We start from the raw sequence: 22,151 nt of genomic DNA on the forward strand, positions 1-22,151 counted from the left end.
GGGAGTTCCGCCTCCCTCGCTCCTAGGTTCGGGCCTCATGAGAAGAGAATCCGGAAGCAGGACCCGGAGCGCACGGCCCCTGCTCGCCTGCGCAGTCCTGGGTGCGGGGGCGGCCACCGTCGTGGGCCTCGCCCCAGGAGGCCTGGGGACCGAACAGGCCATGGAGGTGACGGACGGTGCATCGGCGTCGGTGTACCGCTCGGTGACCGGGGCGGCGGCCGATGCGCCCTCCTGGGCGGGAACGCTGCTGGAGGCGGCCTGTGACGGGACGCTGGTGGCCCTCGGGCTGCTGCTCGTGTGGGTCTGGTGGAGTGCCGTACGCCGGGCGGACACCCGGGGCACCGCCGGCGCCGTGCTCACCGGGATCGGCACCGTCCTCGCCTACGCGAGCAGTGAGGCCGTGAAACTCGTCGTCGACGAGGAGCGCCCCTGCCGGGTCCTGCTCCGTGGCGCGGCGGCGGTCGCCGATTGTCCGCCGCCCGGCGACTGGTCCTTCCCGAGCAACCACGCCACCCTCGCGGCCGGACTCGGGGTGGGCCTGGCCCTGCTGCGGCCTCGACTGGCCGCCGTGACCCTGCCGTTGGCCGCAGAGGCGGCGCTGCTTCGGGTCGTGGTGGGCGCGCACTATCCGCACGATGTGCTGGCCGGCGCGTTGCTCGGCGGGTCGGTGGTCGCGGCCGTGCTGCTCGGCTTCCTCCCGCTCGCCGGGGCGGCGGTGTCAGCGCTCGGCGGGCGGTTCCGCAGGGGCGACGACCCCGGCCTCGTGGGCGACGACCGCCGCGGCGGCCCGGTTGTCCACACCCAGCCGGGCCAGGATCGAGCTCACGTGCGCCTTGACCGTCCCCTCGACCAGGTGGAGCCGCCGCGCGATCTGCCCGTTGGACAGCCCGCTGCCGAGGAAGGCCAGCACCTCGCCTTCCCGGGCGGTGAGCATCCTGACCCGTTCCCGGGCGGCGGTACGACGGCCGGCCAGGGCGCCCGCGCCCGTCGCCGAGAGATGGGCGACGACCCGGGCCGCGACCTTCGGTGACAGATAGGCGGCGCCGTCGGCCACCGCGCGGACTCCCGCGATCAGTTCCTCGGGCTCGCCCGACTTGATCAGGAACCCGGCGGCGCCGCCTCCGAGTGCCTGGAGGATGTAGTCGTCCTCGCCGAACGTCGTCAGCATCACGATGCCCGTCTCCGGCACGGTGCGCCGGATCTCGGCGGCCGCCTCGATGCCGTTCGTCCCCGGCATCCGGATGTCGAGCACGGCCACGTCGGGGTGGTGACGGTGCACCTGCTCCACGGCCTCGTGCCCGTCCGAGGCCTCGACGACGACCTCGATGCCCGGGTCGGTGGACAGCACGGCACGCACCCCGGCGCGGATCATCGGCTCGTCGTCGGCGATGAGGACGCGGATCATGAGTCTTCCTCCGTGGTGCGGGAGCGGGCGTTCATGGGGCGAGCGCCTCCTTGGACATCAGCAGGCCGTCCCGGAAGCAGAGCCGGTACGCGTCCCCGGACCGGTCGTCGAAGCGGTCGGCCGTCATCGCGTAGTACGCACACGTGATGCCCGGCCCCTCGGGCTCCCCGGCCACGGGCCGCTGCGTCGTCTCGCGTTCGGGCAGCACGCGCGTCACCGAGGCCCGGTCCTGGCCCACCCGCAGCCGGGCGAAGTCGCCCGGGTCCAGGACGGACTGCCGGGCCGAGTGGATGTCCCACCCCATGAGCGCGGCACTCAGGACCGCCCACGCCACCAGGGGCAGCACGACGGCGAGGGTCAGGGCCCGGCGGGCGCGGCTGCGGGCGTGCCGGTGCTCCGGGGGCAGGGCTTCCCGGACGACCCGGGGCGCGGCGGCCGGGAGGCGGGCGGGCAGGGTGTGCGGGAGGTGAGCGGTGACCGCGAAGCCGCCGTCGTGCGGGCCGTGCACGAAGATGCCGCCCGCCAGCCGCACGCGTTCGTCGAGCCCGATCAGCCCCAGCCCGGTGCCGGGAACGTCCGGTCCGCCCGCCGGTACGGGTGCCGGGCCGTTCTCGACCCGGACCGTCGTCGCCCCGGCCGTGTGCGTCAGCCGCACGTCCACCCGGGCCTGCGGTGCGTGCTTGGCCGCGTTGGTCAGGGCCTCCTGTACGACGCGGTGGGCGGCCCGCGCGGCCGGCGGGGGCATCGCGCCGGCGTCGCCCTCGACGTGGAGGGTGACCGGGAGACCAGCGGCGGCGGCCTCCGCGACCAGCCGGGGGACACCGGTGCCCGGCGGTCCGGGCGGCCGTCGTCCGCCCGCTCGTCCGCCTCCTCGCGCAGCAGGCCGACCACTTCGCCGAGCCGCTCGACCGAAGCCGCCGCCCGGGCGCGGATCTCCCCGGCCGCGGCCCGGTGGGCCTCGTCCAGGCCGGGTGCGAGTTTGAGGGCGCCTGCCGACAGGGCGATGAGGCTGAGATCGTGTCCGAGGAGGTCGTGCATGTCCTGCGCGATGCGGGCCCGTTCACGGGACCGCGCCTGCTCCGCGACGAGCCGCTGTTCGCGCTCCAGCCGCCCTGCCCGCTCCCAGCCGGCCCGGACGAGCTCCTGGTACTGACGCCAGAAGCGTCCCGCGAACCACGGCAGCATCGCGGCCACCACGACCACCGCGACGAACCGTCCCGCCATCAGCAGCCAGGAGGGAACCAGGGCCACCGCCACCACCCCGCCGGCCACCACCGCGACGAGCACGAGGACGGTCGGCCCGGTCCTGCCCGGCTCGCGCCCGGCGAGGAACGCCGTCACCGCGGCGGGCAGCGCCCACCACAGACTGACCGTGCTCAGCGCGACGCACACCGCGGCGGCAACCGCCAGCAGGTTCCCCGGGGCGACGGCCCGCCCGGCCGCGCCGCTGATCTTCGCTCTCTCCACCCGGACGACCGTACGCATGCGAGGGCCGATGCGGCACTGCCGAAAGTCATGGGTGCCGAAGGGCATGGGTGGCGACGCCGTGACCGGCGGACGGCCGGGAAGCGGCAGCGGCTTCCCGGGCTCGACCGGATCGAAGGCAGCGCGACCCTGTTCTGCAGCCCGGACACGCGGGCTGCACCCACGCGGACGGACCTCACCCACGCGGACGGACCTCACCCGCGCGGACGGACCGCACCCGTTCGGACGGACCGCACCCCGTTCGGAACGGTGCTGCGGTTGCCGGACCCGTCCCGCCCGGATCGGGACACCGGCGGACTGTCACCCCCGTGTGAGCCGGGCCTACCCGCGCCAGCCCTTAGACCCCCCGGTACTTCGGCACCCGCCGCTCCACGAAACTCGCCACACCCTCGTTGGCGTCCTGCGTCGTCATGTTGATCTCCTGAGCCATGGCCTCGGCGGCGAACGCCGCGGCCCGGCCGTCGTCCATCGACGCGTTGACGAGCTGCTTCGTGAGGGCGATCGCGCGGGTCGGCCCCTCGGCCAGCCGCTGGGCCCAGGCCCGCGCCGTCGCCGTCAGCTCGTCGTCCGGAACGGTCCGGTTCACCAGGCCCAGGCGTTCCGCCTCCACCGCCGGGAGCGCGTCGCCGAAGAACATCAGCTCCTTGGCGCGCTGCGGGCCGATCAGGCGCGGCAGCAGGTACGCCCCGCCGCCGTCCGGCACGAGCCCGCGGCGCACGAACACCTCGATGAACCTCGCCGACTCGGCGGCCAGCACCAGGTCGCAGGCGAACGCGAGATGGGCGCCGATGCCCGCCGCCGTGCCGTTGACCGCCGCGAGGACGGGCTTCTCGCAGTCCAGGACGGCGGCGATCAGCCGCTGCGCGCCGAGCCGGATCGTACGGGCCACATCGCCCGGCACCCGTTCGCCGGTGGCGCCGGCGCCGCGCAGGTCGGCGCCGGCGCAGAAGCCGCGGCCGGTGGCGGTGAGGACGACGGCCCGGACGGCGGGGTCGGCGGAGGCCTCGGCGAGCAGGGCGATGATGCGTTCGCGCTGGTCCCAGGTGACGGCGTTCATCGCCTCGGGGCGGTTGAGCGTGATCCAGGAGACGCCGTTGTCAGTGGTGTGGAGTATCAATGATTCAGGCGGTCCGGACGGGTCGGCGTGGTCGGTGGTGTCTTCGGGGGAGGACGGCATGAGGCAGCTCCTGGGCAGGTGGCGGGCTCGGCGGCGGGCGGGGCGGTGGCTTCGGTCAGCGGCAGACGGCGAGCGCGTCCAGCGCCACCGCGCCCTGCCCGCGGCCCAGCACCATCAGCGGATTGATGTCGAGTTCGCTGAGGTCGTCGCCGAGTTCCAGGGCCATTCGCTGCACCCGCAGGACGACCTCGACGAGCGCGTCCACATCCACGGGCGGGCCGCCCCGCACGCCTTCCAGCAGCGCCCGGCCGCGCAGTTCGCCGAGCATCGCCCGCGCCTGGTCCTCGCCGAACGGCGGCACCCGCACCGCCGCGTCGTGCAGCACCTCGACGAGTACACCACCGAGGCCGACCGTCACCGTCGGTCCGAACAGGGCGTCCTGCGTGACGCCGACCATCATCTCGACGCCGCGCTCCACCATCTGGCAGACCAGGATGCCGTCCAGCTCGATGCCCTCGTAGCGGGCGATGTCGGTGAGCTCGCGATAGGCGTCCCGCACCTGACTGGCGGAGGTGAGGCCGACCTTGACCAGTCCCAGCTCCGTCTTGTGGGCCAGCTGCGCGCCGGACGCCTTCATGACGACCGGGTAGCCGACGAGCCCCGCCGCCCGGACAGCCGCTGCGGCGCTGGTCACCAACTGCTCGCGTGGCACCCGGATTCCGTACGCCCGCAGCAGCTGCTTCGCCGCGTGCTCGCTCAGCTGGTGGCCCGGGCGCATCAGTGCCTGCGCCTTGCGGAAGGAGGGGGACGGTGTGCGCGGCGCCTCGTCGAACGGGGAGCGGTAGGAGGCGGCGAAGCGGTGGTGGTCCAGATAGGCCTTCACCGCGGTGATGCAGTTGCCGAACGTCCGGAAGGTGGCGACGCGGGACGATCCGAGCAGCGTGGTGCGGTAGGCGTCCTCGGTGCCGACCGGAGAGCCCCACACCACGCACACCAGCTTGTCCGTGGCCTCCGCCGCGTCCACCAGGTCCTGCGCGAGTTTGTCGCTCATCGGCGGGAAGGGGCCGGTGATCGGACAGATCAGCACCCCCACCTCCGGGTCGGCGAGGATCGCGTCGATGATCTTGCGGCCGCGCCAGTCGCCGACCGGGTGGCCGCCGTTGTCGACCGGGTTCGCCACGTTCAGGTAGCCGGGTATCCAGGTGTGCAGCTCGGCCTGCTTCTCCTCGGACAGCACCGGGAGCGAGAGCCCCGCCCCGGTCGCCAGGTCCGAGAAGTGCGCGCCCGTGCCGCCCGAGATCGAATAGACGACGACGCCGTCGGCCAGCGGTTTGCGGGCCCGGGCCAGCAGGGCCGCGGTGTCCTGGAGTTCGTCGAGGCCGTCCACCCGGATCACGCCGAACTGCCGCATCGCCGCGTCGACGACCTGGTCGGCGCCGGTCAGCTTGCCGGTGTGTGACGCGGCCATCCTGGCCCCCGTCTCCGTACGTCCCACCTTGACCGCCACCACCGGGACACCGGCCCTTGCGGCCCGGTCCGCGGCGAGCAGAAAGGAGCGCCCGTCCTTGAGTCCTTCGACGTAGCAGGCGATGGCCCCGACCTCGGGGCGCTGGGAGAAGTACGCGATGAAGTCGGCGGTCTCCAGGTCCGCCTCGTTGCCCGTGGGAGCCCAGTGCGAGAGCCGCACGCCCAGCTCCTGGAGCGTGTAGACGGGGCGGCCCTGGTGGCCTGACTGGGTGATCAGCGCGATCGCCGGCCCGTCCAGGTCGTCGCGGAACTCCTCGAAGGCGTTGAGGTTGGTGTTCGGGCCGAGCAGCCGCAGTCCCGAGCGCTCCACGGCGGCGGCCAGCCGGGCCTGCGCGGCGGCGCCCTTTGCACCGGTCTCCGCGAAGCCGGAGGCGAAGGCGACGGCGAACTTCACCTTGGCCTGCGCGAGCTCCTCGATGACGGGGAGCGGGTCGCCGACCAGCAGTACCGCCAGGTCCACCTGTTCGGGCAGATCGGCGACGGAGGGGGCGCAGGCCCGTCCGAAGACGGTCTCGCGCGTGGGGTGCACGGGATACAGCCGTGCCCCGACCCGCTCGGCCCAGGCGATCAGCTGCCGGGTGATTCCGGTGTTGGGCCGTCCCTCGGTGTCGGACGCGCCGATGACGGCGACGGACTCCGGCCGGAAGAACCGGTCCAGATCCGGCACGGGCGCGTGCAGCGGGCGACCGCTGACATCGAGGTCGCCCTCCGCGGCGGCGGCCGCCATGCTGTGGACGGCGGCATGCGGTTCCTCGCCGCAGGCCACCACCCTGGCGCGGAAGTCGGTGGTGAGGGTGCCGTGAGTCGATCCAAGCATCGTTCCGCCCACTCCTGCTCGAAAGTCCGTCGGCACTTGTGGTGCCCGGCCCGCGCCCAGGGAAGTCCGGAAAGTCGGGGGAGGTGGCGGTGCGGGGCCGGGCCCGCACCCTGTCCCATCCACTCCCCGATCGCCGAACCCTCTTAGCTGACGCACTGTCAGGTTACTGAACTGACGGCCCGTCAGGAATGGTTGTGCAGGCAAAGGTTGAGAGCGGTGGCCGGGAACTGCCCCGAACCACCGCTCTCACGTACCGACGCCCCTCGGGGGATCGGGCCGACACCGCCCGGGCACATCAGAGGCCGGCGACGACCTCCTTGGCGACGCGCTCGCCCGAGCGGACCGCGCCGTCCACGTATCCGTTCCAGTGCGTCGACGTCTCCGTGCCCGCCCAGTGGATCGCCCCGACGGGCGCGCGCAGCGCGGTGCCGTAGCGGGTCAGGACGCCGGGCGGGAGCGCCGGGTTGAGTACCCGGCCGCCGACCCGGTCGCGTGCCTCCGGGGCCAGGACGGACTTGCCGGCGGGGGCCAGGTCGCGGGCGGCGGTGAGGCCGGCCGGCCCGCCACCGACCACGGCGACGTCCACCTCGCGGTGGTCGGCGCCTGCTGCGGCCGGGGCCCCGGTGCTTTCCGCCGCCTGTGCGGTGCCTGCCGCGGTGAGCGCCGGGACCCCGGCGGCCGCCGCACCGCCCGGCATCGCGCGCCGGGTCACCGGTCCGGGGGCCGGCTGTGGGGTCTGACCTGTTCGTTGACGTGCCACGTGCATCCTCCGTACCAGGGTGGGATGCCCCGCCGGGAGTGCCCGGCGGGGGGCCGTGCTGTGCGAACGGCAGGGTCGTCCCCGGACGCGCGCGGGGAGGACGGGGTGATGCGGGTCAGGCGGTGCGGGCCAGCCGCTTGGCGATCTTCCGTGCGTCCAGGGCCATTTCGCGGAACATGCCGCTGATCGGGTTGGTGAACCCGGTGAAGTACAGGCCGGGTGCCTGCTTCGGCGTACGGCCGCCGTGTGCCACCGGCCGGCCCCGGGCGTCCAGCACCCCGAGGTGACCGACCAGCGGCTCCAGGGCGCGCAGATAGCCGGTCGCGGCGATCACCGTGTCCGGGGTGATCCGGGTCCCGTCCGCCAGCACCACCGCGTCCTTGTCGAACGACTCGACGGCCGCCACCGGCACCACCCGGCCGCGCTTCACCGCGTCGATCAGCCCCACGTCCTGGACCGGGATGGCCCCGTCCTTGACCCGGGAGTACAGGCCCGTGTCCGGGCGGGGCAGCCCCTGTTCCGCGAGGTCGGGCACGGCGACGCGGGCCATCAGACCGCCGGCCCGGTCGACGAGCGCGACGGGCAGCCGGCGCACCAGGATGCCGGTCGCCTGCGCGGGCCAGCCCGCCGTGGAACGGCGCACGATGTGCGGAACGGTGCGCACCGCGAGCCGCACGCGCGACGCCCCGCCCTCCACCAGGTCGACGGCGATCTCCGCCCCCGTGTTGCCGACGCCCACGACGAGGACGTCCTTGCCCGCGTACGGGGCCGGGTTGCGGTAGTCGGAGGCGTGCAGCAGCTCGCCCGTGAAGGTGTCGCGCCCGGACCAGTCGGGGATCCGCGGGGTGTGGTTGTAGCCGGTGGCCACGACCACGGCCCGGCCGGTCAGTTCACGCCCGCCGGTTGCGGTCAGCCGCCAACCGGTGCCGTCCGCCGCCCGGTCGACGCGGGAGACCTCGACGCCCGTCACCACTTCAAGACCGTGGTGCTCGACGTACTTCTCCAGGTAGCGCACCACGTCGTCCCGGGAGACCCAGCGGCCGAACCTGCGGGGCATGGCCAGCCCGGGGAGGGCGGACCGGCGCCGGGTCGTGTGCAGGTGCAGCCGGTCGTAGTGGCGGCGCCAGGACGCGCCGACGTCCCCGGACTTCTCCAGGACGACGGCCCGCACCCCCTGCGCGCGCAGGGCCGCGGCGGCGGCCAGGCCGCCCGGGCCGCCGCCGATGACGTAGACGGGGCGGTCCTCGGTGATGTCGGTGGGGGCCGGGGTGCGGCTGCTACCGGCGGTAGGTGTGCTGTCGGACATGCTTCGGAGCGTAATCGCGCGACTCCTTGATGGGTATCGGTCAAGGCCGGAATCGATTGCGAATTGATCACGGGTGCACGCCTCTTGCGCAGCCCGCCGCCATCGGGTGAACTGACGTACCGTCAGATTACGTGAACGGGAGGGCCCCATGCGGACGATCTGGCTCGACGGAGCCGAGTGGCTCGCCGTGCTCCGAGCAGGCCTCGGCCTGTGGTGGCTGGAGAGCTGGCGCCACAAGGACAAGAAGGGCTGGTTCGAACGCGGCACCGGCATCGCGTGGGCGGCGGACGTCGCGGGCAAGCACCGCTGGCCCGTGGTCCGGACCGGCTTCGAGAAGATCGTCGCACCGCGCCCGAAGAGCATGGCGTACGTCGTCGTGTACGCGGAACTCGCCCTGGGCCTCGGTCTGGTGACCGGCTTCCTGACCCCGGTCGCCCTGGTCGCGGGGCTCCTGCTCAACCTGCTCTACCTGGTGCTGATGATCCACGACTGGGCCGAGCAGGGGCAGAACGCGATGATGGCGCTCATCTCGCTCGTCGCCCTGTTCACCATGTCCTGGCAGACCTGGTCCCTCGACGACGCGATGGGACTCTTCCTGTGACGACCCCGACCCCGACCCCGACCCCTGAGTCAGCACCGGCCCCGACCCCGGGAGCAGCAGCCCCCGCCCCGTCCCCCCGCTACGACCTCCCGGAGCCCGACGCCTTCACCCGCCCCTACTGGGACGCCGCCGCGGAGGGGATCCTGCTGCTGCGCGGCTGCCGGGACTGCGGCCTGGCGCACCACTACCCGCGCGAGTTCTGCCCGCACTGCTGGAGCGAGGACGTCGAGTGGGAGCGGGCGAGCGGCCGGGCCACGCTGTACACGTGGTCCGTCGTCCACCGCAACGACCTGCCCCCGTTCGGCACCCGCGTGCCGTACGTCGCCGCGGTCGTCGACCTGGCGGAGGGGCCGCGGATGATGACGGAGATCGTGGAGTGCGAAGAGTCCGCGCTCGCCATCGGGATGGAGCTGCGGGTCACCTTCCGGCTGGAGGAGGGGGGCGAGGCGGTGGCGGTGTTCCGGCCCTGAGCGCGCAGCCTCGGCGGCGCGAGGGAACGTGTTCCGCGGAGTCGCACGGGCCGGCCGGTGCCGACGGACCGTTCAGCGCGACAACTCCTTGCGCTGCTTGCGGCGTTCCCAGAGGTTCGGGTAGCGGATGACCACACCGCCAGCCCCGCACGAACCCGTGACCCGGAGCACCGGTGTGCCCGGCAGCCGTTCGCCCGAGGTCTTGTCCTTCAGGCCGCCGAAGCCGAGGTCCAGTGCGTCCGTGTCCGCCTTCCAGCCCACCGGGACCACGAACACCACCCCGGCCATCTGCGCGTCCACCTCCACCTCGATCTCACGCAGCCGGCACTCGGCCCGCGCGAAGTCGAGGCGTACGCCGCCCAGGCCTCCGTACGCGAGAATCCGCGGCGGCACCTTCCACCGGCCGGTCCGGGTCACGCCGTGGATGCCGCCCTTCAGGACCAGCGGCTCGTCCGATTCGAGCACGACCGGTCCCAGGTCATCGGTGAGCGGCGCCAGTTCGGCGTGGGTCTTGGCCGTGAGCGCCAGCCCCAGGCGCTCGTCCAGCTCTTCGAGGTCGATGCGCCCCTCGGCCGCCGCCTCCCGCAGCTGTTCCACCACCGCTTCGCGGTCGGCGTCGGAGGCGCGCATACGGCCGGCGGATCGCGAGGGTTCTGCAGTCATGCCGCAGATGATACGGACGCCGCGACGCGAGACCAGGGTTCGAGGCCGCGTCCCCGGCCATGATCCGTCGGTTACTCCCCGCGCCGGGTGCGCTCGAGCCACGGGCCGAACTCGCTGTCCAGGACCAGCCGTCCGAGTTTGCGGTACTCGGCGAGCACCGCCGAGACGAGCTGATCCGTGTCCAGGGGCAGCCCCGACTCCGCCGTCTGGTAGGCAGCGGTGACCGCGCAGGCGCGGATGGATCCGCCCGTCAGCTCGAACCGCTCCGCACACGTCCGCAGGTCGAGACCGGGCGCGCGGGGGATCTCCGTGCCCAGGCAGCGTTCCCACAGGGCCAGCCGCTGCTGTGCGTCCGGTACGGGGAAGTCGGCGACCACGTCGAGACGGCGGGTGAACGCCTCGTCGAGGTTGGCCCGCAGATTGGTGGTGAGCACGGCGATGCCGTCGAAGGACTCGATCCGCTGGAGGAGGTAGGCCGACTCCACGTTGGCGTGCCGGTCCTGCGCGTCCTTGACCTGCGAGCGCTTCCCGAAGACGGCGTCCGCCTCGTCGAACAGCAGCACCGCGTTGACGTCGGACGCCTCGACGAAGATCCTCTCCAGGTTCTTCTCGGTCTCACCGATGTACTTGTCCACCACGGAGGACAGGTCCACGACGTAGAGCTCCATGCCCAGGTCGGCAGCGACCACCTCCGCCGACATGGTCTTCCCGGTGCCGGACTCCCCGGCGAACAGTGCGACGATGCCCCGGCCCCGGCCACCGCCCGGCCGCATCCGCCACCGGCCGAGCACCTGCTCACGGTGGCGTGCGCGCAGCGCCAGGTCGGACAGCTGGTGGCGGGTCGCCGGGGGCAGCACGAGGTCGTCCCAGCCGACCGTGGGCTCGATGCGGCGGGCGAGCCGGGCCAGTCCCGCCCCGTTCTGGGCCCGGACGGCGGTGCGCAGGTCCTGTGCCTCCACCGGGCGGCCCTCCAGGGCGGCCAGCCGGGAGGCGACGGCGGCGGCCCTGCGTATCTGGCCGGAGTCGAGCCGGTAGGCGCGGGTGGCGTCGACGAGGTGCGCGTCGGCCGTCGCGGTCCCGGCGGCGAGGCCTGTCGGGGAGCCGGCCGCGGTGAGCTCCCGGTGCCACCGCCGGGCCGCGTCCGCCGGGTCCGGAGGCAGGACGTGGACCGTCACGGGGCTCTCGCCGGCCCACAACGGGTCCCAGTTCTTCTTCCCGTACACGATCAGGGGGGAGCCGCCGCCGACCGCCTCGCAGAGCGCGCCGATCAGCCCCGCGCCCCCGGGCCGCTCGGGGGCGAGCGTCTCCAGCGGCCCGAGGACGAGACCACCACCGGTCAGCCGCGCCTCGGTCGCCAGGACCCGCGCGGTCCGCACCGGTTCCGGGGCGGCGGCCAGGGCCGCGACGTCCACCACCAGCGGGCGGAGTCCGGCCGCGTGGAGCGCGTCGGCGGCCAGCCGGCCGGGGTCGCCGCCGCGGTCCAGGAGATGCACCAGGCCGCTGCCGGTACCCAGCGCCGCCACGACCCGCAGCGTCGTCGGACACCGGTCCGGCTCCTCCGCAGGCCCCTCATCCTGCCCGGCCACCCGGACGAGACCGTGCAGCCTTCCGTCCACCCCGTCGTCGCCGAGCAGATGAGCGGTGACCCGGTCCGGTACGCGCAACACCCGTGAGAGCAGCGGACGGTCGGCGTCCAGCACCTCCACGAGACCGGCCGCGACCAGGGGGGCGGACGGGGAGAAGCGGAAGCGGCCGGAGCCCGCGGCGGGCAGTCCGCAGAGTTCGAGGGCCAGGCCGATCGTCGCCCTGCGCCGGGTGAGGTCGTCGTTGAGATAGCCGTACAGCCACTCGAACCGTGCGTCGATGTCCGGGGCCATCGCGACCAGCAGCAGGCCGACATCCGGCGCGACCAGGCCGAAGTTCTCCGCGAGGGCCGCGATCCTGCCTTCCGCCGGGGAGTGCGGCGGGGCGTCGGGGCCATGGGCCGGGACGGGGAGGAACGCGTCGCGGGAGTCCAGGATCCGCTCGGCCGCTGCGGGGGTCAGGTACTGCCCCCGGTACGGATCGTTCGGTTCCGGGTCGGTGTCCTGGCGCAGTGCGACCGCGTGCCGCACCCGCCGCTCGATGTGACCCAGCCGCTCCCAGAGGTCCTCCACAGCCGTCGGCGGGGTGCCGGCCGCCGGCGGGGTGCCGTCCGGCTCCCGGAAGCCGGCCGGGGCCTCGTACGCCGTGGTCACCGGGCCGGACCTCCACGCCTGCGCCGGCCCGGCGGAAGCTGCCGTTCACGCTCGGCCGCGAAGCCCTGCCCGTCGGCGTCGGACGCCCCGTCGTAGCGCAGCCGTCGTCCCGGTTCGGTCGCCTCGCCGGCACGTTCGGGCGTCGTCCGCACCAGCAGGCCTTCGGTGACCGGTGGCCCGACGGCCGTCACCTCGCCGGCCAGGGGTGCCCACACCCGCAGGTCGATCGCGGCCTTCAGCTCGCCGCCGAGTGCGGACCACACGTCCACGGTGGAAGGCCGGTCGCCGGAACCCGCGGCCGCCGCCTCCATCTCCACCGTCAGCCCCAGCGTGGCAAGGCTGCCGGTCAGCATCCGGGCGGGCAGGGCGTCCGTGTGGATCACGCAGCGCAACACCTCGGAGAGCAGCCGGTGTTCGTCCTGCGGTCGGTTGGTCCACGCGGTCAGGAGATAGGTCAGTTCGAACCAGCGCGGAGGCGTCCGCCGTCCCGTGACGACGCCTTCGCCGTCGTACTCCTCGGCGGTGCCGGTACGGCGGCGGGTGGCGTCCTCCCGGATCCCGTAGAGAAAGATGCTGACCGTGGGAGCGTTGCGCCGCGCGGCCCAGTCGCTCGTCGGGGCGTCGAAGACCAGGTCCACCCCGCTCTCCTGGAGGCCGGCGTCGGCCAGCAACAGCCGCAGTGCCTCGTCGACTTCGTGGATCACCTGCGTCCCACCTCGTCCGGCGGGACGATGGTGCCGGCCACCACCAGGAAATCAGTGGTGACGGGGCTGAACCCCGGCCCCGAGGCCGTGATGGTGCGCGGCCCCGTCCGGTCCTTCACCAGGATCAGCAGCTGGGCGATGAAGGTGCCGTCGCCGCCCGGCCGGGCCGGCGGCGCGGTCGCCGTGATCCCCGGCTTCCAGGTGAGCTTCACCGGTACACCGGGCGGGAAGTCCTTGCCGCGCACCGAGGTGACGAACCCGGGTTTGCCGACCTCGGGCACCGAGACGATGCGCGGCTGGAGGATGCGCAGCGGGATCCGGGAGACGTTGTCACCGCGGTCGGCGTCGGTGCCGGTCGTGGTCAGTGTCCCGGTGACCTTCGTCCGCAGGGCCCGGTCCGGGGCCAGGACCACCCGCAGGACCGAGGAGCCGCCCGGCGCCAGGTCGGGAAGCGCGCACACCCCGTTGGCGCATCCTGCCGGGAGGGTGGCCACCGGGATCCCGGCGGGCAGCCCGAGGCGTAGCCGCAGGCCGGTGGCGAGCGCGTTCTTCCCGTTGCGCACGGTGTACGTCACCACGACCCGCCCGCCCACGTATCCGGGGCTGGGCTGGGCCCGCACGACGACCCCGGGGCCCGCCTCGGGCTCGGGCGGCAGCGGGGCGGGCGGCTGTGCGGGCGGTACGGGGGTGGGAGCCGAGGGCGACGGGGTGGGCTGCGGGGGGACGTCCTGGACACGAACGTCCGTCCCGGTGGCGTTGTCCGAGGGGTTCGGGTCGACGACGGCACCGGTGACCGACCAGCCCATCCGCCAGGGCCCCGTCGTCACGCCCGTCAGCCGCGCGGTGACCTCCACCTCGGCGCCCGGCCGCAGCACGCCCAGGTCGCAGCTCGGTGAACCGGCGCCGCAGGAACCGGAGTCGGTGGTGAGCTCCTCCAGGCGTACGCCCGGCGGGGTGTCGGCGACGAACGTGGTGCCGGGGGAGGGGGCCGGACCGCGGTTGGTGACGGTGACCGTCACCGACACCGAGGAACCGGCCTCCACCGACGGGCCGACGGGCGGCGCGGTCAGCGCCAGGTCGACCTGCTGCTGGAAGGCGGGCTCCTTCTGGCGGCCCGGCAGCTTCGTGGTCAACGGGGTCAGCGTGCCCTTGGCGAGGTCGAGCTCGGAAAGCTGCTCGGGGGAGTTCGGGGCGATGTCCCGGCGGTGGCTCAGCACCAGCCGCCCGGCGTCCGGCGACCATGCCACGTCACGCGGCTGGTAGGGCCCGGTGGCCGAGACGTCCGGGATCGGTTCGCCGCACGCGGCGGGGTCGTCGCGCCGGTAGGACGGCAGCACGACCCGGCAGTCCTCGCCGTCCGGCGAGGTGACGACGACGCTCGCCCGGTGGTTGATCTGGTCGGCGCGGTCCTTGCGGTTGAAAGCGATGGCCGTGCCGTCGGGGGAGAAGGCGGGGCTGTCGTCGATCACCTTGCACTCGCCGGGGCAGCCGGTGACGCTGAGGTCCTCCTGCTGCTCCAGGGCCTTCACCGGGGCGGTCCAGACGTGCTTGATCCCGCCGAGGCCCCGGATCACCTCGTTGCGGGTGAAGGCGATCGTGGTGCCGTCCGAGGACCAGGCGGGCTGGGCGTCGCCGCCCGCCACCTCCCCCGCGGGCGGGACGACCTCGCCGATGATCTTCTTCGTGGCGACGTCGGCGATGAGGACCCGGCTCGGCCGCGCCGTGCCACCGGCAGCTGCGGGAGACGTCCGGGTGAAGGCCAGCTTGGTGCCGTCCGGGGAGAAGGAGGGGTCGGTGTCCCAGTCACCGGCACCCCGTCCTTCCAGGTCCATGGCCGCCGCGGTGGTCCCGTCGGTGTCGGTCAGCCAGATCCGCTGGATACGCACGTTGTCGACGGTTTCGAAGCGGGTCACGGCGATGTTCCGGCCGTTCGGCGTGTACGTCTGCCGCTCGGTCCAGGGGTCGTAGCCGGCCGCCGGGTGGAACAGCGGATCGTCGGCGGGGTCCTCACTGGTGTTGGTGCGGGCCCTCGGGTCCTCACGCAGCACGTCGAGCCTGAGGTCCCGGGGGTCCGAACCGTCCTGCCGCATGTCCTGGAGCGTGACGAGGTCCGGCTCCTTCGTGGTCCTGCGGGTGACGACCACCGTCCCGGAGTCCGCCGGCCCGAGCCAGGCCGGTGCGTCCACCTGGCGGTCCTCGAAGAGCATGCTGTCCGGCGTCACGTCACCGGTGAGGGTCGTCCGGTACACGTGGTCGTACAGGGCGCATCCGCAGTCCGTGTTGGGGCTGAGGAAGAGGAGACGGTTTCCGTCCGGGAGCCAGGCGGCCGAGCGGGTGCCCCAGCCGGCGCGATCGCCGGTCAGCAGGGGGCGGTCGGTCCCGATACCGCGGGTGATCCGCAGCCGGTACCCGGTGTCCGTGTCCGACTCCGGCTCCACCTGCAGTGTGTACACGACGAGGGCCCGGTGGGCGTCGTCCTTCACCGGGTTCCACTCCGGCTCGCTCGCCTCGCCCTCCGCCGCGTCACTGATCCGGGTCACCGGCCCACCGGCCAGCGCCTGTTCGTAGATCTGAGTGCGCTGCCCCGGGCCGTTGTCACACGCGTACGCGATCCGGGTGCCGTCCGGGGAGAACGTGGGAGAGGTCTCGTCGGTGGCGGTGTCCGTCAGCTGTTGCAGGCCGGAGCCGTCCACGCCGATCGACCAGAGGTCGCGCTGAGTAGATCCCCCGGGGCCGGGCCCGGCCGAGTCGAACACCACGGTCCGTCCGTCCGGGGAGAGTTCGGGGTGTGCGGCGTCAAGGCCGTGGGTGAGCCCGAGGAGGGAGCCGTCCGCGCCGCGCACGTACACCTGGGGCTTCACCTCGTCGCGGAGGCTGGTGAAGACCAGCACCTCACCGCGCCCGAAGGCGTCCTGGTCGTAGTGCGCAGGACCGGTGCCGAACAGGTCGTCGCTGGCCGTTTCGGAGGTGACCCGCCCGAGGCTCCGGTGCCCGGTGCCGGCGAAGGCGATCCGCCCGGTGTCCGCGGGCGCATCGGCCGCGGCGGCGACCGCTTGTGACGCACCCTGCGGGGCGGACACGGAGCCCGCCACCAGCAGCGGAGTCAGCAACACCACGACACCGCTCAGCCGGCGCAACCGGATACGGCGTGCCGGGACAGCAGGACCGGCCACGGTCCACCTCACAGTCTTGTCGATGGTTCTCCACCTCAAGCATCGGGCCCGAGAGGGAACGGGGACAGGGGCCGGAGTACCCGGAGCGGGGGAAGACCTGATGCCCTTTGCGGCAGGAAGGCCTCCGTCGCCGCGTCGATCCCGGTGATCCCGGAGCGGCTGCGCGGCTTCAGGCTCGGGGTCTCCGTCGCTCTCCTCGCTCTGAACGCCTCAGGCGTCGTCATCCGGGACAGCCCTCAGGCCGGCTGCAGCGGCCTGCCCCAGTCGCCCCGGGGCGCCGCGGGGGCAACAGCCGTTGCCCCTGCGGGCCCGTCGTCATGGGATCCCGCGGGAGTCCACCGCCCCGGCGGAAGCCGGGCGGGGCTCAGATGAGGCCGTGCCGCATGGCGTAGCCCACCGCGTGGGCCCGGTTGCGCAGATCCAGCCGCGTCGCCACTTCGTGCAGCACGTTCTTGACGGTGCGTTCGGAGTACGACGTCTTCTGCGCTATCTCCGCGGTGCCGTACCCCTCCGACACCAGCCTGATCATCTCCGCCTCCCGCGCCGTGAGGGTGGAGAGGGAGAGCCCCCGGGGGTCGAGCACCGTGCGGTGAAGGCTGCTGACGTGATCGAGGAGCTTCCCGAGGAGGTCGCCCGGCAGCACCCCTTCCCCTTTCGCGATCGCCGTGACCAGATGGACGAGACGGTCCTGGTCGGCCTCGCCGCGCCTCAGGACGGCGGCGACGCCGTACTCGATCAGGGTCTGGAGCGCCCCCGGCTCGAAGAAGCCGACGACGAGACCGGTGCGCGTGGAGGTGTTGCGCTGGAGACGGTGCAGGAGCTGGACGGTGGCCTCGTTCACCATGTCCACCACTACTAAGGAGACCTGCGCACGGTCGGCCTCCTCTTCCGGTATCAGCTCTATCTCCGGCCGCAGGCGCAGCTGGTGCACCATGCCGCTCTGCAGGATCAGGTCCTCCGCGTACACCGCAACGGAGACCCGGCCTGCCGAGGACCTCGTCGGCGTGCCCTCCGTGGGTTGCTCGGGGACGGAGGGCATGCGGCTGCGCCCGCCCGCCACCCCTGTCTTCGTCAGATCTGTTGTGGTCATGGTCATGTGCTCGTCTTCCTCAGCTGCTTCCGCCGGTTCCCCGATTGGTGACTGCGCCGGTTCCCGATACGTCGGGCGTCGTGCTCGCTCGTTCCGGGACCGGACAGGGAGACCTGGCCCGGGGGCGGGGCGCGAGGAGGCGGCGCGGGTGTGCCGCCAGGGCACCGGCGCTGCCCGCACGTTGCCCTCCCGCCTCTGCTGCCGGGACCGGGGCGCGGCCTAACGTCGCATCGTGACCACATCTGCCGAATTCGACATACCCACGGTGACGGTGTCGCCAGGCGCCGAAGCGACGACCACGCTGACCGTGCGCAACGACGGCGACATCGTCGAGGCGTACGCCCTCGAAGTGGTCGGCGACTGTGCGGCATGGACCACGGTGGAGCCGGAGCGGGTCTCCCTCTACCCGGGCACCTCCGAGACCGTGACGGTGCGGCTCGCGCCGCCCCGGTCCCACGAGGTCAAGGCGGGCGAAGTCCCCCTGGGGGTACGGGTCCTGCCCGCGGAGCACCCCGAGTCGGTGGCCGTTCCCGAGATGACGGTGGTCGTCGAACCGTTCCGCGAACTCCGGGCGAGGCTGGAACCGGGCCGGCGCAGGGGCTGGCTGGGCGCCCGCTTCCGGGCCTCGGTGCAGAACCGTGGGAACGCTCCCGTCGACGTCGTGTTCACCGGCAGGCAGGAGGGGGAGGAACTCCGCCTCGCCTTCACGCCGGAACGCCGGAGCCTGCAACCGGGCGAGTCCGCCGAGGTGGGCCTGCGGGTGCGGGCCCGGAAGCTGATCTGGTTCGGAGCTCCGGCCACCTGGCCGTTCGAGGTCGGAGCCGTGGACAGCGAGGGGGCCGACACCGAGGGCGACCGGCCCGGCAGGCCGGAACCCCTGCCCGGTGAGTTCGCGCAACTTCCGCTGCTGCCCAAGTGGTTGCTGATCGTCCTGGCGGCGCTGCTCGCGCTGCTGCTGGCGTGGTTCGCACTGGTGCGGCCGGAAATCCGCAGCACCGCGAAGGAGGCGGGCACCAAGGCGGCTCAGGAGGAGAACCGGGAACGGCCGCAGGGTGGTGCGGCGACCGGTGGCGGCACCGGCGGCGCCACCGGCGGTCAGAGCCAGGAGCCGGGCACCGGAACGGGCAAGGGCGGGACCGCCGGCGCCGGCACGGGCGGTTCCGGATCGACGGGTGGCGTGGGCGAGTTGAACGCCCAGCAGAGCTCCGAGACCATCGACGTGCAGACGGGTGCCGGAGCCAAGCAGGACGGGACGTATCAGGTTCCGCAAGGAAAGGTATTCGGCGTCACCGACATCGTGGTGGCGAACTTCCAGGGAGATGAAGGGGTGCTGACCATCTCCTTCGGTGAGCGGAAGATCACCACCATCGCTCTGGAGACGTTCCGCAACCAGGACTATCACTGGGTCACCCCCATTCGGATTCAGGAAAACGCCAAGGTCACCGCTTCCGTGACCTGTTCCAAACCTGGAACTCCGGCGACCGGGAAGCAGGCCTCCAAGTGTCACCAAGTGCTCAATGTCAGTGGTGTGCTGAGCGATTTCGCACCGTAGGAACGATAGCGCCGGATTCCTGACCGTCCGTTCCAGTCGCGTGAACAAACAGGGTCCCTGCCAGCGGAAACCTCCACCTGGCCGTTCATCTGGGTGTGGTTCTTCACACACCGGTCCGGGGGAGGCAACCAAATCGACGGAGTGGTTCCGACCGGTGAACACCGGTGTTTTGCGGGTGATTCCCGGTCTTTCGCGGGCGGACGGATCCGCTCGAACTGAGAATGCTCCTGCTCACAGGAGCGGATCAGGGTCTCCGGGCCTCTGCGGCGACCGTGGAAATCCGGCCGCTCCGGCCGCCCGAACTCAGTAGTTTCTGGCTGAAACTAACCCCTGCCGTGTCGAGTGGGCGGGCTGCGGGGATTCCCGGGCCCGCCTTTTCGGACGCCGTGCCGCAGCTGTCGCACCGTCATCCCGGCGGCCACGGCCGGGAGGGGCCCTTCCCGGCCGCCCGGGGTGCCCGGGAAGGCAGCTGCCCTGCCCCGTGACCAGGACTCTGAGGCCTACTGCCCGCGGACATCCCCGGGCAAGACTGGACAGGCGAACGACTGACCACCCGAAGGAGCGAGCATGCCGTCGTACCTCACCCCAGGTGTATACGTGGAGGAGGTGCAGTCCGGAGCACGGCCCATCGAGGGAGTCGGCACCGCGGTCGCAGCCTTCGTCGGGTTCGCGGAGACCGGCCCCTTCCACCGGCCGACGCTGGTGACGAGCTGGGACCAGTACGTATCGGCCTTCGGTACCTTCACTCCCGACACCTACCTGACGCTCGCCGTCCACGGCTACTTCAGCAACGGCGGCGGCGCGGCGTACATCGTGCGGATCGGCGGCCCGGCGGAGGACGCGGCGCAGGGCTCCGCGCCCGCGGCTGCCCCGTCCGTCGCCATCGGCGGCTTCCTGGTCTCCGCCCGGCCGGGCGCCGGTGACGGCCTCTCCATCGAAGTCGCCGACCCCGAGGGCGAGAACCCTCCGGAGGACCGGTTCCGGCTGCTGGTGCGGCAGGGCGGCAAGGTGGCGGAGACGTACGACACCTCCGTACGCAAGAACGTCAAGGGCTACCTGGTCACCCAGGCCCGCCAGTCCAAGCTCATCGAGGTCACCGAGCAGCCCGGGGCGGCGCAGACCCGCCCCGAGAAGCAGAGCCTCTCCCTCGCGCCCGCCGCTCCGGACGCGGGCACCACCGCTCGGACCGGCCCGACCGAGTACGTCGGCGACGCGTCGGCCCGTACGGGCATCGCGGCCCTTGAGGCGATCGACGAGATCACCATGGTCGCCGTCCCGGACCTGATGAGCGCCCACCGTCGCGGCGACATCGACGACGAGGGCGTCAGGGCCGTGCAGCTGGCCGTCATCGCGCACTGCGAGCAGATGGGCGACCGGGTCGCCGTCCTGGACACCCCGCCGGGGATGAACGCCCAGCGCGTCCGCACCTGGCGCAACGACGACGCCGGATACGACTCGCGCTACGCCACCGTGTACTACCCGTGGCTCAAGGTCCTCGACCCGGCGACCGGTCAGCAGACCCTGATCCCGCCGAGCGGCCACGTCGCCGGCGTCTGGGCGCGCAGCGACGCCGAGCGCGGGGTGCACAAGGCGCCCGCCAACGAGGTCATCCGTGGCGCGCTGGACCTGGAACTCCGCCTGAGCAAGGGCGAACAGGACCTGCTCAACCCGATCGGCGTCAACTGCGTCCGCGCCTTCCCCGGGCGGGGCATCCGCATCTGGGGCGCCCGGACGCTCGCGTCCGACCCCGCCTGGCGCTACCTCAACGTGCGCCGCCTCTTCAACTACCTGGAGGAGTCCATCCTCCTGGGCACCCAGTGGGTGGTCTTCGAGCCGAACGACGACCGCCTCTGGTCGAGCATCCGGCGCAACGTCACCGCCTTCCTCACCGAGGAATGGCGCCGGGGCGCGCTCTTCGGGCGGACTGCGGAAGAGGCCTTCTACGTCAAGTGCGACCGTGACAACAACCCGCAGGAGTCCATCGACCTCGGTCAGGTGGTGTGCGAGATCGGCGTCGCCCCGGTGAAGCCCGCGGAGTTCGTGATCTTCCGCCTTTCGCAGTTCTCCGACAGCACCAGCCTCGTCGACGAGTGACCCGTCCTCGTCGAGGACTGACCCCAGCAGGCAACGAACGGAACAGGTGACACACAGTCATGGCAGAGGGCGATGCTCTTTCCACCCACGTCTTCGGCGTGCAGCTCGGCGGCTATCTCGTGGAGTCGATCCAGGAGATCAGCGGTCTGACCGTCGAGGAAGAAGTCGTCGAGGTCCGCCAGGTGACCGCCGAGGGCAAGCAGATCATCCGCAAGCAGCCCGGTGCGCGCCAGGCCGGTGAGGTGACGATCACCCGCGGGCTCGACAAGAGCAGCGAGTTCACCAAGTGGATCAAGGAGACGCTGAACAACGGCGCCGTCGACACCGCACGCCAGAACCTCACCATCGAGATCAAGGACTCGAAGGGTGAGACCGTCCGTCGCATCCAGCTGATGCAGGGCTGGGCCAGCAAGTGGGAAGGCCCCTCGCTGAAGGCCGGCGAGTCCAGCGCGGCGACGGAGACGGTCACCATCACCTTTGAGGAGATCGTGGTCGAATGAGGCGCAGGACCGTTTCCGGCGGCGGCCTCGACGAGGTACTCGACACCCTCGCCGCCGCCGCGCCCGCCCCGCGCGAGGACGCGCCGACGCCGCCTCCCGCCCGGGAGCGGGACCGTCAGGACCTGCGCACGGAGTTCGAGTTCGAGCTCCCCCGCGGGTACGTCGACGACGAGGGCCAGGTGCACCGGAGCGGGTCGATGCGGCTCGCCACGGCACGGGACGAGCTGCGCCCGCAGATCGACCTGCGGGTCAAGGAGAACCCCGCGTACCTGAGCGTGGTGCTGCTCAGCCAGGTCATCACCCGGCTCGGCACCGTCACCGATGTGCACGCAGGGGTGGTCGAGCGGATGTACGCCACGGACGTGGCGTTCCTCCAGGACTTCTACCGCCGCATCAACAGCGAGGGCCACACCCACGCCGCGGTGACGTGCCCGCTGTGCCACGGGTCGTTCGAGGTGGACCTCTCGGGTGAACGCCTGGGGGAATCGTGACGTACGCGCCTTCCCGGCTGCGGGAGGAGCTCGCGTACATCGCCTACCACTTCCACTGGCAGCGTGAGGACATTCTCGACCTCACCCATGGTGAGCGGCAGGAGTGGGTGAAGGAGATAGCGCGGATCAACACCCGCGTCAACGAGAGCGGGTGAGGGC

The 22,151-nt window shown here is 72.5% G+C and carries 19 protein-coding genes and 1 pseudogene; 8 read left to right on the forward strand and 12 right to left on the reverse strand.

Translation table 11 applies throughout. The annotated features are described in order from the left end of the window. Window positions 1-160 precede the first annotated feature (160 nt). Window positions 161-673, forward strand: a pseudogene (locus SH922_RS23020) (phosphatase PAP2 family protein); the annotation flags it as partial. 45 nt (window positions 674-718) lie between these two features. On the opposite strand, the gene SH922_RS23025 reads toward SH922_RS23020, so the two are convergent. The 7 genes from SH922_RS23025 to SH922_RS23055 all read right to left on the reverse strand — a co-directional run bounded on the left by SH922_RS23025 (window position 719) and on the right by SH922_RS23055 (window position 8,417). Then, window positions 719-1,405: a response regulator gene (locus tag SH922_RS23025; RefSeq protein ID WP_393059786.1), complete on the reverse strand. Its 687-nt coding sequence runs from the start codon at window positions 1,403-1,405 to the stop codon at window positions 719-721. A gap of 31 nt (window positions 1,406-1,436) precedes the next feature. Next, window positions 1,437-2,150: an ATP-binding protein gene (locus SH922_RS23030; RefSeq protein WP_393059787.1), complete on the reverse strand. Its 714-nt coding sequence runs from the start codon at window positions 2,148-2,150 to the stop codon at window positions 1,437-1,439. Then, window positions 2,099-2,872, reverse strand: coding sequence for a sensor histidine kinase (locus SH922_RS23035; protein WP_393059788.1), 774 nt, complete (start codon window positions 2,870-2,872; stop codon window positions 2,099-2,101). Before SH922_RS23035 ends, SH922_RS23030 begins: the two co-directional genes overlap by 52 nt. A gap of 355 nt (window positions 2,873-3,227) precedes the next feature. Beyond that, entirely contained in the window at window positions 3,228-4,067 is an 840-nt protein-coding gene (locus SH922_RS23040; protein ID WP_393059789.1) for an enoyl-CoA hydratase/isomerase family protein, read from the reverse strand. Window positions 4,068-4,122: 55 nt separating this feature from the next. Next, complete coding sequence (locus SH922_RS23045; protein ID WP_393059790.1) at window positions 4,123-6,351, reverse strand: acetate--CoA ligase family protein; 2,229 nt, start codon at window positions 6,349-6,351, stop codon at window positions 4,123-4,125. A 295-nt stretch (window positions 6,352-6,646) separates the two neighbouring features. Continuing rightward, the gene (locus tag SH922_RS23050) at window positions 6,647-7,117 is read right to left on the reverse strand and encodes an FAD-dependent oxidoreductase (RefSeq protein WP_393059791.1); all 471 of its coding nucleotides are present in this window, start codon (window positions 7,115-7,117) and stop codon (window positions 6,647-6,649) included. Between the two features lie 109 nt (window positions 7,118-7,226). Continuing rightward, the gene (locus tag SH922_RS23055; protein ID WP_393059792.1) at window positions 7,227-8,417 is read right to left on the reverse strand and encodes a flavin-containing monooxygenase; all 1,191 of its coding nucleotides are present in this window, start codon (window positions 8,415-8,417) and stop codon (window positions 7,227-7,229) included. 148 nt (window positions 8,418-8,565) lie between these two features. Between SH922_RS23055 and SH922_RS23060 the strand changes: the two genes are divergently transcribed. Both SH922_RS23060 and SH922_RS23065 read left to right on the forward strand, forming a co-directional pair. Further along, window positions 8,566-9,018: a DoxX family protein gene (locus SH922_RS23060; protein ID WP_393059793.1), complete on the forward strand. Its 453-nt coding sequence runs from the start codon at window positions 8,566-8,568 to the stop codon at window positions 9,016-9,018. Next, window positions 9,015-9,488, forward strand: coding sequence for a Zn-ribbon domain-containing OB-fold protein (locus tag SH922_RS23065; RefSeq protein ID WP_393059794.1), 474 nt, complete (start codon window positions 9,015-9,017; stop codon window positions 9,486-9,488). Before SH922_RS23060 ends, SH922_RS23065 begins: the two co-directional genes overlap by 4 nt. A gap of 72 nt (window positions 9,489-9,560) precedes the next feature. Here SH922_RS23065 and SH922_RS23070 read toward each other — a convergent pair whose 3' ends face one another. The 5 genes from SH922_RS23070 to SH922_RS23090 all read right to left on the reverse strand — a co-directional run bounded on the left by SH922_RS23070 (window position 9,561) and on the right by SH922_RS23090 (window position 17,361). Further along, window positions 9,561-10,151 carry a DUF1707 domain-containing protein gene (locus tag SH922_RS23070; protein ID WP_393059795.1) on the reverse strand — a complete coding sequence of 197 codons (591 nt, stop codon included), beginning with the start codon at window positions 10,149-10,151 and terminating at the stop codon, window positions 9,561-9,563. Between the two features lie 71 nt (window positions 10,152-10,222). Continuing rightward, the gene (locus SH922_RS23075) at window positions 10,223-12,307 is read right to left on the reverse strand and encodes an ATP-binding protein (RefSeq protein WP_393063661.1); all 2,085 of its coding nucleotides are present in this window, start codon (window positions 12,305-12,307) and stop codon (window positions 10,223-10,225) included. Window positions 12,308-12,384: 77 nt separating this feature from the next. Then, on the reverse strand, window positions 12,385-13,092 hold the full coding sequence (locus SH922_RS23080; RefSeq protein ID WP_393059796.1) for a DUF4255 domain-containing protein: 708 nt from the start codon (window positions 13,090-13,092) through the stop codon (window positions 12,385-12,387). Next, on the reverse strand, window positions 13,089-16,265 hold the full coding sequence (locus SH922_RS23085; protein WP_393059797.1) for a hypothetical protein: 3,177 nt from the start codon (window positions 16,263-16,265) through the stop codon (window positions 13,089-13,091). Before SH922_RS23085 ends, SH922_RS23080 begins: the two co-directional genes overlap by 4 nt. Before the next feature lie 364 nt (window positions 16,266-16,629). Beyond that, window positions 16,630-17,361 (reverse strand): response regulator transcription factor, encoded by a 732-nt coding sequence (locus tag SH922_RS23090; RefSeq protein ID WP_393059798.1) that lies wholly within the window; start codon window positions 17,359-17,361, stop codon window positions 16,630-16,632. A 250-nt stretch (window positions 17,362-17,611) separates the two neighbouring features. Between SH922_RS23090 and SH922_RS23095 the strand changes: the two genes are divergently transcribed. From SH922_RS23095 to SH922_RS23115, 5 genes are all read left to right on the forward strand, one after another. Then, window positions 17,612-18,907 carry a hydrolytic protein gene (locus SH922_RS23095; RefSeq protein WP_393063662.1) on the forward strand — a complete coding sequence of 432 codons (1,296 nt, stop codon included), beginning with the start codon at window positions 17,612-17,614 and terminating at the stop codon, window positions 18,905-18,907. 567 nt (window positions 18,908-19,474) lie between these two features. After that, window positions 19,475-21,001 (forward strand): phage tail sheath family protein, encoded by a 1,527-nt coding sequence (locus tag SH922_RS23100; RefSeq protein ID WP_393059799.1) that lies wholly within the window; start codon window positions 19,475-19,477, stop codon window positions 20,999-21,001. Window positions 21,002-21,060: 59 nt separating this feature from the next. Next, entirely contained in the window at window positions 21,061-21,501 is a 441-nt protein-coding gene (locus SH922_RS23105) for a phage tail protein (RefSeq protein ID WP_124720830.1), read from the forward strand. Further along, the gene (locus SH922_RS23110; protein WP_393059800.1) at window positions 21,498-21,992 is read left to right on the forward strand and encodes a hypothetical protein; all 495 of its coding nucleotides are present in this window, start codon (window positions 21,498-21,500) and stop codon (window positions 21,990-21,992) included. The genes SH922_RS23105 and SH922_RS23110 overlap by 4 nt, the downstream gene beginning before the upstream one ends. Further along, on the forward strand, window positions 21,989-22,147 hold the full coding sequence (locus tag SH922_RS23115) for a DUF6760 family protein (RefSeq protein ID WP_393059801.1): 159 nt from the start codon (window positions 21,989-21,991) through the stop codon (window positions 22,145-22,147). The genes SH922_RS23110 and SH922_RS23115 overlap by 4 nt, the downstream gene beginning before the upstream one ends. The last annotated feature ends 4 nt before the right edge of the window (window positions 22,148-22,151 follow it).

Source organism: Streptomyces sp. LN549 (assembly GCF_043203805.1).
GTDB lineage: Bacteria > Actinomycetota > Actinomycetes > Streptomycetales > Streptomycetaceae > Streptomyces.